Source organism: Gelidimonas denitrificans, assembly GCF_055694065.1.
In genome coordinates this window covers 3233278-3246027 of sequence record NZ_CM146350.1, presented here as the reverse complement: position 1 = coordinate 3246027, position 12750 = coordinate 3233278, and the positions used below count along the sequence as shown (strand labels likewise).

The 12750-nt window shown below is 57.7% G+C and carries 13 protein-coding genes; 7 read left to right on the top strand and 6 right to left on the bottom strand.

The window, feature by feature from the left end; translation table 11 throughout:
• Window positions 1-111 precede the first annotated feature (111 nt).
• Complete coding sequence (locus FKCLFG_RS15065; RefSeq protein WP_472613880.1) at window positions 112-330, bottom strand: hypothetical protein; 219 nt, start codon at window positions 328-330, stop codon at window positions 112-114.
• Between the two features lie 87 nt (window positions 331-417).
• Here FKCLFG_RS15065 and FKCLFG_RS15060 point away from each other — a divergent pair, with 87 nt between their 5' ends.
• The 3 genes from FKCLFG_RS15060 to FKCLFG_RS15050 all read left to right on the top strand — a co-directional run bounded on the left by FKCLFG_RS15060 (window position 418) and on the right by FKCLFG_RS15050 (window position 5480).
• Complete coding sequence (locus tag FKCLFG_RS15060; protein ID WP_472613879.1) at window positions 418-2589, top strand: hydantoinase/oxoprolinase family protein; 2172 nt, start codon at window positions 418-420, stop codon at window positions 2587-2589.
• Window positions 2586-4910, top strand: a complete 2325-nt coding sequence (locus FKCLFG_RS15055; RefSeq protein WP_472613878.1) for a hydantoinase B/oxoprolinase family protein — start codon at window positions 2586-2588, stop codon at window positions 4908-4910. Before FKCLFG_RS15060 ends, FKCLFG_RS15055 begins: the two co-directional genes overlap by 4 nt.
• Before the next feature lie 63 nt (window positions 4911-4973).
• Window positions 4974-5480, top strand: coding sequence for an acetone carboxylase subunit gamma (locus FKCLFG_RS15050; protein ID WP_472613877.1), 507 nt, complete (start codon window positions 4974-4976; stop codon window positions 5478-5480).
• A 58-nt stretch (window positions 5481-5538) separates the two neighbouring features.
• Here FKCLFG_RS15050 and FKCLFG_RS15045 read toward each other — a convergent pair whose 3' ends face one another.
• From FKCLFG_RS15045 to FKCLFG_RS15025, 5 genes are all read right to left on the bottom strand, one after another.
• Window positions 5539-5808 (bottom strand): HP0495 family protein, encoded by a 270-nt coding sequence (locus FKCLFG_RS15045; RefSeq protein WP_472613876.1) that lies wholly within the window; start codon window positions 5806-5808, stop codon window positions 5539-5541.
• Between the two features lie 100 nt (window positions 5809-5908).
• The gene (locus FKCLFG_RS15040) at window positions 5909-6754 is read right to left on the bottom strand and encodes a D-amino acid aminotransferase (RefSeq protein WP_472613875.1); all 846 of its coding nucleotides are present in this window, start codon (window positions 6752-6754) and stop codon (window positions 5909-5911) included.
• Window positions 6755-7045: 291 nt separating this feature from the next.
• Window positions 7046-8200, bottom strand: coding sequence for a D-alanyl-D-alanine carboxypeptidase family protein (locus tag FKCLFG_RS15035; protein WP_472613874.1), 1155 nt, complete (start codon window positions 8198-8200; stop codon window positions 7046-7048).
• Window positions 8201-8306: 106 nt separating this feature from the next.
• The gene (locus tag FKCLFG_RS15030; protein ID WP_472613873.1) at window positions 8307-8942 is read right to left on the bottom strand and encodes an alpha/beta hydrolase; all 636 of its coding nucleotides are present in this window, start codon (window positions 8940-8942) and stop codon (window positions 8307-8309) included.
• 2 nt (window positions 8943-8944) lie between these two features.
• Complete coding sequence (locus tag FKCLFG_RS15025; RefSeq protein WP_472613872.1) at window positions 8945-9289, bottom strand: (2Fe-2S) ferredoxin domain-containing protein; 345 nt, start codon at window positions 9287-9289, stop codon at window positions 8945-8947.
• Between the two features lie 219 nt (window positions 9290-9508).
• Here FKCLFG_RS15025 and modA point away from each other — a divergent pair, with 219 nt between their 5' ends.
• The 4 genes from modA (at window position 9509) to FKCLFG_RS15005 (ending at window position 12606) form a co-directional block, all read left to right on the top strand.
• A complete protein-coding gene (gene modA, locus FKCLFG_RS15020; RefSeq protein ID WP_472613871.1) occupies window positions 9509-10267 on the top strand; it encodes a molybdate ABC transporter substrate-binding protein in 759 nt (252 codons plus the stop codon).
• A gap of 30 nt (window positions 10268-10297) precedes the next feature.
• A complete protein-coding gene (gene modB, locus FKCLFG_RS15015; RefSeq protein ID WP_472613870.1) occupies window positions 10298-10969 on the top strand; it encodes a molybdate ABC transporter permease subunit in 672 nt (223 codons plus the stop codon).
• Between the two features lie 20 nt (window positions 10970-10989).
• The gene (locus FKCLFG_RS15010; RefSeq protein WP_472613869.1) at window positions 10990-11700 is read left to right on the top strand and encodes an ABC transporter ATP-binding protein; all 711 of its coding nucleotides are present in this window, start codon (window positions 10990-10992) and stop codon (window positions 11698-11700) included.
• 87 nt (window positions 11701-11787) lie between these two features.
• Window positions 11788-12606, top strand: coding sequence for a TOBE domain-containing protein (locus FKCLFG_RS15005; RefSeq protein ID WP_472613868.1), 819 nt, complete (start codon window positions 11788-11790; stop codon window positions 12604-12606).
• Window positions 12607-12750 lie beyond the last annotated feature (144 nt).

Here is a 12750-nt window from a genome sequence, read left to right as displayed (position 1 = left end):
TTTTTTTGACTATACACCTCTCCATAACGTGAATTTAAGGTTGCAGTGCAACACCGTTTTTAAAGACGGCCTGCATAGCGCCCTCGTTTTGGCTTGTTTTTAGCTTATCAGTCACGAATTTTTATTTTCCGTGTTGACGCCGGGCAGCGTTCGATTTCCGGCCGTGTTCGACCTGATCGTCCGAAAAACAAACGTTTCCGCCCGCCGTCGCGGCAGCGGGATCGATTCACTATTTTGATGTTTTTCATAGGAGGAAATGGTTTCTTGAAGCCTTTTCAAAGGCATTGGCATGCTCCTTGCGATAGCTGGTGTGCGGGCTTTTAATTTCATCGCCAAACACTGCCATCAACTGTTGCCACTGTTACATCAACGGTCGATGGCTGGATTTGAAAAACCACATTCATTGAGGAGACACACATGCAAACTCAACACTCGCCAGTACAGGTGATGGGCATCGATGCCGGCGGCACGATGACTGACACCTTCTTCGTCAGGGAGGATGGATCATTCGTCGTCGGCAAGGCGCAGAGTAATCCTGGAGACGAATCACAGGCAATCTACGAATCGTCGATCGACGCTCTGGCCGAATGGCAGCGCAAGGTGGATGATGTTTTCCCGGAACTGTTGACCTGTGTTTATTCCGGTACTGCCATGCTCAACCGGGTGGTGCAGCGCAAGGGGCTGGATGTGGGCCTGATGTGCAACCGGGGTTTTGAAGATATCCATTCGATGGGCCGTGCCGCGCAGAGCTACCTTGGGTACGCGCTGGAAGAACGCATCCATTTGAATTGCCACCATTACGATGAACCACTGGTGCCGCTATCGCGCACCCGCGGCGTCACCGAGCGCACCGATGTCCAGGGTCAGGTCGTGATTCCGCTGCGCGAAGAGGAAGTGCGCGTTGCCACCCGCGAGCTGGTGGCGCGCGGTTCGCAGGCGATCGTGATCAGTCTGTTGCAATCGCACAAGAACGCCCAGAGCGAATTGCGCGCACGCGATATTTGCCGTGAAGAATTGACCAAAATCGGTGCCGATATCCCGGTCTTCGCGACCGTCGATTATTACCCGTCGCGCAAGGAAACCCACCGCACCAACACCACCATTCTGGAAGCTTACGCAGCTGAACCTTCGCGCGCCACGCTGAAAAAAGTCAGTGACCGCTTCAAGAAACATGGCGCCAAGTTCGATCTGCGCGTGATGGCAACCCACGGTGGCACCATCGGCTGGAAAGCCAAGGAGCTGGCCCGCACCATTGTCTCCGGCCCCATCGGCGGCGTGATTGGCTCCAAATTTCTGGGCCAGAAACTAGGCTATGACAATATTGCCTGCAGCGATATCGGCGGCACCAGTTTCGACATGGCGATCATTACCAAGGGCAATTTCGCGATCCAGTCCGATCCGGACATGGCGCGCCTGCTGCTTTCATTGCCGCTGGTCGCCATGGATTCAGTCGGTGCTGGCGCAGGCAGCTTTATCCGCATTGATCCGTACAGCAAGGCGATCAAACTCGGACCCGACAGCGCCGGGTACCGGGTGGGCATGTGTTGGGCCGACAGCGGCCTGGATACGGTGTCGGTTTCCGATTGCCACGTCGTGCTGGGTTACCTCAATCCTGATAATTTCCTGGGCGGCGCGATCAAGCTCGACCTCAACCGGGCCCGTAAATATCTGAAGGAACAAATTGCCGATCCACTCGGCCTCTCGGTCGAAGATGCTGCCGCAGGCGTGATCGAACTGCTGGATTTGAACCTGCGCGAATATATGCGTTCCGTCATCAGCGCCAAGGGCTACAACCCGGCCGACTTCGTGTGCTTTTCGTACGGCGGCGCGGGTCCGGTCCATACCTACGGCTATACGGAAGGACTGGGCTTCAAGGACGTGGTGGTGCCAGCCTGGGCGGCCGGGTTCTCCGCCTTCGGCTGCGCCTGCGCCGAATACGAATACCGCTATGACAAGAGTGTCGATATCGGCGTCGGCCCGAAAGCCACCGACGCTGAAAAGGTACAAGCCTGCACCACCTTGACCGCAGCCTGGGCCGAACTGAGCGAAAAGGTCATCGACGAATTCATCATTAACGGATTCAAGCCGGAGGATGTATTGCTGCGTCCTGGCTATCGGATGCAGTTCATGGGCCAACTCAACGACCTCGAAATCAATTCGCCGATTACCAATGCGTCCACGCTGGCGGATTGGGAAAAGATGGTGCACGCATTTGACGAGACTTATGCACGGGTTTATGCGGCGTCTGCAAGTTCACCGGAATTGGGTTTTGGCGTGACCGGCGCAATCATGCGCGGCAGCGTTGTTTCCTCCAAACCAGAACTGCCTGAAGAACCCGATGCCGGCCCGATCCCGCCGAAAGAAGCGCATATCGGCAGCCGTCCTTTCTATCGCCATAAGCAATGGCAGGATGCGCAAATCTGGTCGATGGAGGCACTCAAGGCAGGCAATCGCGTGGTGGGCCCGGCCATTATCGAATCGCCTTCCACTACTTTCATCGTGCCGTTGGGGTTTGAAACCTATTGCGACAAGCACCGCTTATTTCATCTCAAAGAAGTTAAAGCAGTCAAAAAAGGAGACCAATCATGAACAAAATGTCACGGAAAGAAATGGGCTTGCCCGATTTGCTAGGCAACGGCAAGACCCTCAAAGAGCATCGCGATGCGATTTTGGCGCGCACCAAGGAGACCGGTTTCTACAACGGCCTCGAAACGCTGGAGTTCAAGGAAGCCGATCCGATTACCTATGAAAAGCTGTTTTCCAGAATCCGCGGCGGCCTGGTGCATGCCCGCGAAACGGCGAAAAAAATTGCTGCATCGCCAATCGTGGAGCAAGAAGGCGAACTGTGTTTCACGCTGTATAACGCAGCGGGTGACTGCATTCTGACGTCCACCGGGATCATCATCCACGTCGGCACCATGGGCGCGGCGATCAAGTACATGATCGAAAATGCATGGGAAGCCAATCCAGGCATCAATCCGGGCGACATGTTCACCAACAACGATTGCTCGATCGGCAATGTGCATCCTTGCGATATCGCCACCATCGTGCCGATCTTCTGGGAAGGTAATCTGGTGGGTTGGGTCGGCGGCGTCACCCACGTGATCGATCTCGGCGCGATGACGCCCGGTTCGATGTCGAGCGGCCAGGTATCGCGCTTCGGCGACGGCTTGCAGGTGACCTGCCGCAAGACCGGCATCAACGACACCCCGCTGCGTGACTGGCTGCACGAAAGCCAGCGCAATGTCCGTACCGCCAAATACTGGATTCTGGACGAACGCACCCGGATCGCCGGTTGCCACATGATTCGCACGCTGGTAGAGGAAGTTCTGGCGGCCGAAGGGATCGAGAATTACACCAAGTTTGCCCACGAGATCATCGAAGAGGGCCGGCGCGGCCTGCAGTTGCGGCTCAAGGCAATGACCGTTCCCGGCGTCTACCGCAGGGTTTCCTTTGTCGATGTTCCATATGACCATAAGGACATGAGTCTGGCATCGGAGTTCGGCAAGATGAATAGCATCATGCATGCGCCGTGCGAAATGACGATACGTCCGGACGCCACCTGGAAGCTCAATTTTGAAGGCGCGAGCCGTTGGGGCTGGCATAGCTACAATGCGAATCAGGTAGCATTCACCAGCGGCATCTGGGTCATGCTGACGCAAACCCTGGTGCCCACTGCGCGCATCAACGATGGCGCCTACTACGCGACCGAATTCAAGATTCCCAAAGGCACCTGGATGAATCCGGACGACCGCCGTACCGCGCATGCCAATGCCTGGCATTTCCTGGTTTCGGCCTGGAGCGGGATCTGGCGCGGCATGAGCCAGGCCTACTATGCGCGCGGCTATCTGGAGGAAGTCAATGCCGGCAATGCCAATGCCTGCAACTGGCTGCAGGGCGGCGGCATCAATCAAGATGGCGAAGTGCATGCGGTCAACAATTTTGAGACTGCCGCATGCGGCACCGGCGCTTGCGCGATCAAGGATGGACTGAACCACAATGCTGCGGTGTGGAATCCTGAAGGCGACATGGGCGATATCGAGATTTGGGAAATGGCGGAACCGCTGCTGTACATGGGGCGCAACGTCAAGACCAACTCCGGCGGTTACGGCAAATTCCGGGGCGGCTGTGGTTTCGAGACCTTGCGCATGGTGTGGAAAGCGCAAGACTGGACCATGTTCTTCTCCGGCAATGGCTACATGAACAGCGACTGGGGTCTGATGGGCGGCTACCCATCGGCTACCGGGTATCGTTTTGAAGCCCACAAAACCGATCTCGAAGCCCGCATCAAGGATGGCTTGTCGCTGCCATTGGGCGCCGATCGCAATCCCGGCAATACGGAATACGAGCGTCACATCAGCGCCACGGCGGAGGTCAAGCGTGACAAGCAGTGCACCACCACCGAAGCGATTTTCGAAAACCATGATCTGTATCTGAACTATTTGCGTGGCGGCCCGGGCTTTGGCGATCCACTCGATCGCGATTGCGCGTCGGTTGAAAATGATCTCAACAGTCACTTCGTGTTGCCCGAGTTCGCGGTGAAGGTCTACGGCGTGGTGATTGCGCAAGACGACAATCAGGTGTGGAAAGTCGATGTTGCCAAGACTGTCGCCCGCCGCAAGGAGGTCCGCAAAGAGCGCATCGCCAGAGCCGTTCCAACCCGCGAATGGATGAAGGAAGAACGCGCACGGGTCATGACCAAATCCGCATCGGTTCAGGTGCGTCACATGTTTGCAACCAGCTTTGACCTCAGCGCCAAGTTCAAGAATGAATTCAAGACGTTCTGGGATCTTCCCGCTGACTGGGAACTGCTGGAGTCCGAGTTGGGCGTGCCTTCATTCGGTTCCAAATACCGGATGGATCTGTCGAAGTTGCCTGACGTGCGCACCGTGAGCCTGGTCGAAGAGTGATTTGACGCCGGAGTTCGGGGCGTAGCCCCGGCCCCGGCCAGCCCCCCTTATTGGAGAAATAAAATGTCTGTTTACACACAAGAGCAAGTGAACTATCTGGTGGAAGGCAAGCTGGACTGGGAAACCACCATGCGCATGCTTTCCTTGCCGAAGGACCATGATCGCTTCCGCATGTATTTGAATACGCTGCAATCCAAATTGCCCTGGGATGACAAGGTGATTCTTCCGATCAGCTTGCATCTTTACATTGCGCAAAACAAGAAAACCAAGGAATGGGTCACCAAATGCAGTTGCGGTCACGAGTTTGGCGACTACCGCAAGAACTGGAAACTGGAGGCTTTGGTGTACGTGCGCGATACGCCGGAAGCGATGCAGGAAGTCTATCCGGAGCTGATGGCGCCGGACACGACCTGGCAGGTATACCGTGAGTACTACTGCCCGGAGTGCGGAACCATGCATGACGTCGAAGCACCGACGCCCTGGTATCCGGTGATTCATGAATTCGAACCGGATATCGAAGCTTTCTACAATGACTGGGTGCATCTGCCATTGCCGGAAAAAGCCCACTAAGAGGCTGCAGGTTGAGCTTTGCTGCCCAACCTGCAGCCTCGCGGTTTTAAAGCATTGTTTACAGCACTACTTTGACCATCGGATGCGACGATAACGCGCGGTACAAGTCGTCGAGCTGGACCCGGCTAGTGGCGCGCACGGTGACGGTCAGGCCCAGGTAGCTGCCTTTGGAAGAGGGCCGCATTTCCAGTTTGCCGGCATCGAAGCTGGGGTCGTGCTGGAGCACCAGTTCGACGATGACCTGGGCGAAATCATCGTGCATTGCGCCCATGATCTTGATCGGGAAATCGCAGGGGTATTCAATCAGGGTGTCGGGAGTGGTTGCCATGGTTTCGGTTTAGTGATGGATACAGTAAGTGCCATGCGCCGGACAAAAATGTCCGGCGCATGGCACTTATTTTAGGCCCAAATCCGAAAAGACAAGCGTGCTAGGCCGCTTTCGCCGCCTGATAGGCCGCATACAATTTTTTGTACATCGGGCCCGGCACGCCTACCCCGATCGGCTGGCCGTCGATGGAGACTACCGGCAGCACTTCCTTGGTGGCGGACGACAACAACACTTCATCGGCGGCAAAGACTTCGGCCCGCGTGATGTCGCGCGCTTCGAAGACGATCCCGTTGGCCGCGCACAGTTCTTCGAGCAGCGCGTAACGAATGCCTTCCAGAATCAGGTTGGTCTTCGGCGGCCCCATCAGCTTGCCGTCCTTGACGATCCAGACGTTGGCAGATGACGCCTCGGTCAGGAAGCCGTCGCGGAACTGGATCGCTTCGGTGGCGTCGTGTTCGGCCGCGTATTGCGCGGCCAGCACGTTGCCCAGCAGCGAGCTCGACTTGATTTCGCAATGCAGCCAGCGCTTGTCTTCCAGCGATACGCAAGCCACGCCCTTGGCGCGCACGGCGTCGCTCGGCAGCACGATCGGATTGGTCATGATGAAAACGGTCGGCGTCACGTTGGCCGGAAACGCATGGGCACGCTTGGCTACGCCGCGGGTAATTTGCAGATAGACCATCTGGTCGTCGGCCGGATGCGCATCCATGATGGTCTGGATCAGGGCCAGCCATTCGGTTTTGGTGTGCGGATTGGCGATGCTGATCGCGTCCAGGCTGCGAAACAGGCGCGCCAGATGTTGTTCAGAGCGGAACATCCTGCGCTGGTAGACCGGAATAACTTCGTAAATGCCGTCGCCAAAGATGAAGCCGCGATCCAGCACCGGGATCTTGGCTTCGGACAGTGGCGTTAGTTGGCCGTTCAGATAGACCAGTGGGTCGTCCATAGTGTGGGTTTCCATTAAAGTGAAAGCGGGGATTCTGGCACAGCGCGCGCCATCAGACGATGCAATTAATGCATAACTACGACGGGCTGGTTGTGCCGGCATTCCTGTGAATGTTAAAAAATACGGGAGTATGACTTAAAACCATGCTATTTCCGCATATATCAATTGCGGCATCAATATTTACACTGCGCAGTATGGTGCGCATAGTTGATGCCAAGAAAATTGATGTTGCGAAAATAGGCGCGCGGTTGTTGATTGGATCGCAACCAGCCGCGCACCGGGTCGATCAGATTATTTTATCCACAGCCGCAGCGAATCCCAGGCGCGCCCGAAAATGCTGGCTTGATTGATTTGCTCCAGCGCCAGCACCGGCAATTGCGTCACCACTTTGCCGTCCACCATCATCTTCAGCGTGCCGATTTTGGCGTTTTGATCGATCGGCGCCACCAGTGGGTCGTTGCGCTCCAGCACTGGCTTCATCTTGTCGGCCATGCCCTTCGGCAGCGTCACGAACACGTCGCGGTTAAAGCCGACCTTGAGCTGATTTTGCGCGCCTTTCCAGACTGGCAGCGTGGCGAGCGGCTGGCCTTTTGCGTACAGCTTGACCGCGTCGAAATTCTGGAAACCCCAGTTCAACAGTTTCTGGCTTTCCTGCGCCCGCAGCTGGTCGGAAGTCGCGCCCGACAGCACACTGAGCAGGCGGCGCTGGCCGGAGCCGTTGGGCCGCTTGGCCGAGGCAATCATGCTGTAGCCGGAGGCGTTGGTATGGCCGGTCTTCATGCCGTCCACCGATGGATCGGACCATAGCAGGCGGTTGCGGTTCGGCTGCTTGATCTTGTTATAGGTGAAATATTTAGTCGAATCGATCTTATAGAACTCCGGGTAGTCGGCGATGATGTGCGCGGCCAGCAGCGACAGATCATGCGCGGTCGAGAAGTTTTCGGCATCGGGCAAGCCGTGCGGATTGCCGAAGCTGGTGTTCTTCATGCCCATGCGCTGCGCTTCCCGGTTCATCAACACCACGAACGCACTTTCGGTGCCGGCCACCGCTTCGGCCAATGCTACCGCCGCGTCGTTGCCCGACTGCACCATCAGGCCGTACAGCAAGTCATTCACGCTGACCGGCACGCGCGGCTCGATGTACATCTTGGAGCTGTCGGCGTCGACTTTCCAGGCATGTTCCGACACCGTGACCATTTGGTTGATCGCCAGCTTTTTGTCTTTGATCGCGGCAAAAGTCAGATAGGCGGTCATGACCTTGGTCAGCGAGGCCGGTTCGATGCGCAGATCCGGATCTTGCGAGGCGATGACCTGGTTGCTGTTCATGTCGAGCAACAGCCAGGAGCGCGCGGCAATCGTCGGCGACGGCAGGGTTTGCGCCACTGCGGTGGAAAGAATGGAAAGGGAGAGGACACTGGCGGCAAATACCGCACATAATTTTTTCATGGGGAGAGGGAAAGTGAAATTCATGTATGGAAAACTAGTATTCGTAGGATGGGTGAAACCCATCTACGATTGAATTTGCAAGATGGGTTTCACCCATCCTACGTATTTAACAACGCCACATTTCGACCGTCAAATTGTTGATATGTTGCAATTTTCGGTGAAAAAAATGATCTGCGCCTGGGATCACCACCACCGGCAGATTCTGCGGCCGGGCCCAGTCGAACACGTCGGAGAGCGGAATCGTCTCGTCCTGCTCGCCATGGATCAGGATGGTATTGGCCGGCACGGCGGGCATCGCCCATTTGCCGGCGGCGGTGCCGACCAGCACCAGCCGTTCGGCCGGCTGGCCTTGCGCAATCAGGCGCTGCTGCAATTGCGCCTGGACGAAAGTGCCGAAGGAAAAGCCGGCCAGCGCCAGCGGCAGATCCGGATATTGCTGCTGCATGTGCGCCAGCAGAATAGCCATGTCGTCGGTCTCGCCGAGGCCGGCATCATGCACGCCTTCGGAAGCGCCTACGCCGCGGAAATTCATCCGCACCGTGACATAGCCCAGCTTGGTGAAGGTGCGCGCCAGCGTATGCACCACCTTGTTGTCCATGGTGCCGCCATACAGCGGGTGCGGATGCGCTATCAGCGCCACGCCGCGCGGGGTGGTGAATTCGGTTGCATCGGGCAAGGTGAGCGCGCATTCGAGCTGGCCGACAGCGCCGCTGATGAAGAATTTTTTAAGGTGGAGGTTCATTGTCAGATTTTCAGGCGGTCGACGACCTTGCCGCCGATTAAATGGCTGTCGATGATTTCATCGATATCTTCGTTGTCGACATAGGTGTACCAAGTGCCTTCCGGATACACCACCATCACCGGGCCTTCGTCGCAACGGTCGAGGCAGCCGGATTGGTTGATGCGAATCTTGCCGGCGCCGCTCAGGCCGAGTTGCTTGATGCGTTTTTTGGCGTGTTGCTGCGCCGCTTGCGCGCCGCGATCGGCGCAGCAGGGGCGACCGTCATCGCGCTGGTTGAGGCAAAAGAAAACGTGATGCTGATAATAAGGAGCATCGGGAGTGTCAGGAGTATCGGGAGTATCGCTCATGTCGGGCCTTGCAAGGCTGGAAGTCGGACCCGCAATGATACACCGCAGCCGGATTGCCTGATGCCGGCTGCGGCGGAATTACCGCATCGGAATCAGGCCGATTTTCTTAACTTCGGTCAAGGTTACGGCAAGCGGCGAAGCGAATCGGGCAAGCGGTTTTGATAGCGTAATATATTGTTGTATATTACGGTTTTTATCGAAGCACTCTTGGGCATAAAAATGCAATCCACGATTTTGCAACGGCTGCTGGCAGCCGCCGTCCTGATCGCCGCAACCGGCTCCGTCTTTGCCGGCGATCTCACGGTTTCCGCTGCGTCCAGCCTGACCAACGCCCTCAAGGAAATCGCGCAAAGCTATCAGGCGCAATACTCCGACGCAAAAGTTGCGTTGAACTTCGGCGCGTCCGGCGCGCTTTTGCAGCAACTGGCAAAAGGCGCTCCGGTCGATATTTTCGCCTCAGCCGATCAGGAAACGATGGACCTGGCCGAGAAGCAAGGCTTGATTGCGGCCGGCGACCGCCGCAATTTCGTGCGCAACACGCTGGTTCTGATTGAACCCACCGACAGCAAGCTTGCGATCAAGCGGCTGCAGGATTTGGGCCAGTCCGGCATCACACGCGTTGCCATCGGCAACCCGGCCAGCGTCCCGGTCGGGCGTTACACCAAGCACGCGCTGGAAGCGGCCAAACTGTGGCCGATGGTGGAAGCCAAAGTCATCAGCACGCAAAACGTGCGGCAATCGCTGGATTACGTGGCCCGTGGCGAAGTCGATGCAGGGTTCGTCTACGCCACCGACGCCGCGCTCATGAAAGACAAGGTCAAGATAGTGCTGGAGGTTGCGCTGGATATTCCCATCAGCTATCCAATCGCCAAAACTACTGCCAGCGCCAATGGCGCGGAAGCCAAACGCTTCGTTGCGTATGTTTTGTCGCCTGCCGGACAGACAATTTTGCACAAATACGGCTTCAGCAAGCCCTGACAACACTAGCCAATAGCGCATAGATTCGATATGGATTCGGCATCGATCGCACTCACCCTCTCATTGAAAGTCGCGGGTTGCGCCACCGCGATCAACCTCGTCCTTGGCATCGCCGTGGGCTATGCGCTGGCGCGCCTGCGTTTCCCCGGCCGCGACTTGCTGGATACGCTGCTGACGCTGCCGATGGTGATGCCGCCCACCGTGCTGGGCTATTACCTGTTGGTGCTGATGGGGCGGCGCAGCTGGCTGGGCGCGTGGCTGTTTGATAATTTCGGCATCAATCTGATTTTCACCTGGCAGGCCGCGGTGATCGCCGCCGCCATCGTGGCCTTCCCGCTGGTGTTCAAACCGGCGCGCGCCGCCTTCGAAGCGGTCGATGGCCAACTGGAGCAAGCGGCCCGGGTGCTGGGTATCAGCGAAGCCGGCATTTTTTTCCGGGTCACGCTGCCGCTGGCCTGGCGCGGCATTCTGGCCGGCGTGCTGCTGGCTTTTGCGCGGGCGCTGGGCGAGTTCGGCGCAACTCTAATGGTGGCCGGCAGCATTCCCGGCAAAACGCAAACCTTGTCGATCGCGGTCTACGAAGCGGTGCAGGCGGGGCAGGACGGCGTGGCCAATACCCTGGTGTTGATCACTTCGGCAGTCTGCGTGGTGGTGCTGCTGGCGGCGGGCCGACTGGCTCCCGGCCGGATCGTCAATCGATAGTGGGATAGTGGGTGAAACGCATGCAATTTGACATCGATATCCGTAAGACGCTGCGCTCCGGCAAGCGCACTTTCCACCTGAACGTGCAGCTGCGCTCGAATAGTCAGCGCATTGTCATCATCGGGCCGTCCGGCTCCGGCAAGAGCCTGACGCTGAAGGCGATTGCCGGTTTGATGACGCTCGACAGCGGTCATATCCGCCTGGGCGAAAGCACGTTGTTCGATGCGCAGGCGGGCATCAACCTGGCCCCGCAGGCGCGCAATGTGGCCTACCTGTTTCAAGACTACGCGCTGTTCCCGCACCTGAACGTGCGCCAGAACGTCGGCTTCGGCCTGGCGCGCGGCTGGTTCAATCCATGTGAGCGCGATCAGCACGCGGCGGTCGATTATTGGCTGGACGCTTTTCATCTGCGTCATGTGTCCCATCAATTCCCTGACGAACTTTCCGGCGGCCAGCGCCAGCGCGCCGCGCTGGCGCGCGCTTTGGTGACGCAACCGCAAGTGCTGCTGCTGGACGAGCCGTTTGCCGCGCTCGATCCGGCGCTGCGGGTGCGCATGCGCAGCGAACTGGATGCGCTGCAGCGGCGTCTGCAGGTGCCGATGATCCTGATTACCCATGACCCGGAGGATGCGCGGGTGTTTGGCGAGCAAGTTCTGGAACTGCGCGAAGGTGCAATCGATGCCGGCAATAGCAGCGATGTTTCACTGGAAATTACGGATTTTGCGGACTGAGTTTTTTACTCACTGTTTTGCGCATTGTTATATGCGGCTTGCCAGCGCAACGCAAAGAATCTCAAATAGATAAGGCGGATAAAGCACATGGAGACCAAAGATAAATTCATCGAGTTGCGCGGTTCGGTATGGATGATGGTGGGCGGCGAGAATTTCGGCGGTCCGGGGCGCGTCGCGCTGCTGGCCAGCATCGCCGAATGCGGCTCGATTACCCAGGCGGCCAAGGCCATCAAGATGAGCTACAAGGCGGCTTGGGACGCCATCGACAGCATGAACAATCTGGCTGGCGAGCCGCTGGTGGAACGCCTGACCGGTGGCAAGGGCGGCGGCGGCACCCACTTGACCCGGCGCGGCGCGCAGTTGGTGGCGAATTTCAGAATCATCGAACGCGAGCACCGCAACTTTGTCGATCAACTCAGCCGTCAGGCGCAAGCGGAGGGGATCGCGGACGATTTTTTACTCATCAGGAGACTGACTATGAAAACCAGCGCACGCAACCAGTTTATGGGCAAGGTCACGCATGTCAAGCAAGGCGCGGTCAACGACGAGATCGAGCTGGAAATCGGCGGCGGTCAGAAGATCGTCGCCATCGTCACGCAGGATAGTACCAAGGGGCTTGGCTTGCGCCCCGGGGCGGAAGCGTTCGCACTGATCAAGGCATCTTCGATCATTCTGGTGACGGAAGACGCGGACGCGAAGTTTTCCGCCCGCAATCGCATGAGCGGCACCGTCTCGCGCGTGCAGCCGGGCGCGGTCAACACCGAAGTCGTGATCGCGCTGGCCGGCGGTGGCGCGGTTGCTGCCATCATCACCAACGCCAGCTGCAGCGCGCTCGGGCTTGCGGTGGGCGTCAAGGCCAGCGCGATTTTCAAGGCATCCAGTGTGATCTTGGGCGTCCCGGCGTAAGTCTTCAGGGCGCCAACCCCGGACCGACCGCCTGCGCGGTCGCTGCATTTCTGCAGGGCATCCGGGATGCTTTAAATATACATATGCATGTATTTTTAAAGGCTCAATAAAAGAAAGCATAAAGCTAATATTTTTTGTGCATAC